The 1,718-nt window shown below is 36.0% G+C and carries 2 protein-coding genes; both read right to left on the reverse strand.

What is annotated here, in order from left to right; all coding sequences use genetic code 11:
- Positions 1 to 262 precede the first annotated feature (262 nt).
- Entirely contained in the window at positions 263 to 1,249 is a 987-nt protein-coding gene (locus tag ACYQ4S_RS11815) for a LacI family DNA-binding transcriptional regulator (protein WP_091269067.1), read from the reverse strand.
- 185 nt (positions 1,250 to 1,434) lie between these two features.
- A complete protein-coding gene (locus ACYQ4S_RS11820; RefSeq protein WP_346025303.1) occupies positions 1,435 to 1,569 on the reverse strand; it encodes a hypothetical protein in 135 nt (44 codons plus the stop codon).
- Positions 1,570 to 1,718: the final 149 nt, after the last annotated feature.

Consider the following 1,718-nt stretch of genomic DNA (forward strand, 5'->3'; position numbering starts at 1 on the left):
TGGATCTGTTATAAAGCTGTTTAATCCAGACAATGATTGGATTATATTACCTTCATCGACAGAAATCATCATACGAGCAACGAGAAATTTGGGAAACATAATTTTTCATAGATTATTGGGAGTTACCCCTTTAAGTCAGTATAACATCGTTAAAAACGAAAAAATAGGTCGTTAATAAAGTGACTCTTTTATCAGAGAGCGTTTCTCCGAAGATAATTATTTGAACCAATCAGGTTTCTCCGGGTAGTTATGGTTTTTATTACTATTTTCTCCTACGTACACTTTTTCTTTCAACCAAATAACATGGAATGGTCGTAAGTCTTTCTACATCTTCCCCTTGAATCATACGAACTATTTTGTTGGCAGCGGTACCTCCTGCTGTTTTATATGGGTAGTGTATTGTCGTTAAGCTAGGGTCGATAATATCGGCCACATCATAGTCACCAAATCCAGTCACCGAAATATCTTCAGGGATTTTGAGTCCATGATGATGAATAGCTTTCATGGTCCCTAATGCAATATTATCTGTTGCGCATACATAAACTGTCGCTGGATTTTCTTTGATAATAGATGTAGCTACTGTATAAGCGCCTTCAATCGAGAAACTACTCTCGTAATAGGAAACATTTTCGATTCCCTCTTCTTCAATCGCTTTTCTAAATCCTTCTTTTCTCTTTACACCAACAGCCACATCTTCTTCCGTTACCCCAATGTAACAAATGTTTGTATGACCACACTTTGCCACATACTTTCCAATATCATATCCAGATTGAGCATCCCCATAGACAAGGGAATGAAATTCTTCATCTTCTTGCCCTGCAATTAAAATTGGGAGATCCACTGCCTTCGCTGCCTCAATATGCTCCTTGGTGATTTGTTTCGCAAGCAAGATAATACCAGCAGCTTTTTGATTGGCCAGACTATAAATATTTTCTATTTCTCTTTCTAGCTTTTGGCTAGTATTGGCAACTAATATTTGATAACCTAATTCTTTCAAACTTTCATCTATGCCAATCAACATTCGTGAGGTCGCATAGGAATCGAACCTGGGAATAATGGCTCCTATTAAATTTGTTTTTTTCGCCTTTAAACTTTGGGCAAAACTATTCGGTTCATATTTTGTATCCGCAATGATTTTATCTAGTTTCAGTTTCGTTGTTTCACTTACATAACCGCCATTTAAATAACGTGACACAGTACTTTTGGCTACTCCTGCCATTTTTGCAATATCTGAAATTGTTACTTTCACTTTTTATTACCACCTTCATTATCCTTTCAATTACTTATAGTTGGGTGCATAAAACCTCTATACCTTTAGGTTAGGGGTTGCAAGCACCTAGGATAAGGGAGGACTTCTGCAATCTCAATTATCCTATTTTTGCACTAGCTACCCTGTGTTTAAATGTTTGCTATGGTTTTCTGAAGTATATTCCATTACTTACTCAACCCTTTGCGAATCAACTCATAAACCGCCCCTGCAAAACTTGAGATGTAATGTTCCTTTTGGTATGTTTCAATTTCTTTTACAAGGTCAACAGGGAATTTAATTAACTTAGCTACACGTTCCATCATTTCCACTCCTCTAAAGTATAGAGACACCTAGGAAACTATAGATGCTCTATATAAGTGGATTTAGGGTTTTCTCTTTTGAGTTTTCCCTCCACTTATTTTCTTTTTTTAAATTTTTTCACATTTTTATGCTTATTACTTGACTTTTG

The organism is Alkalibacterium sp. s-m-28 (genome assembly GCF_054658175.1).

Excerpts from the sequence above, each read along its gene's own strand:
- ACYQ4S_RS11820 (WP_346025303.1), bottom strand. The coding sequence starts at position 1,569 with ATGGAACGTGTAGCTAAGTTAATTAAATTCCCTGTTGACCTTGTAAAA.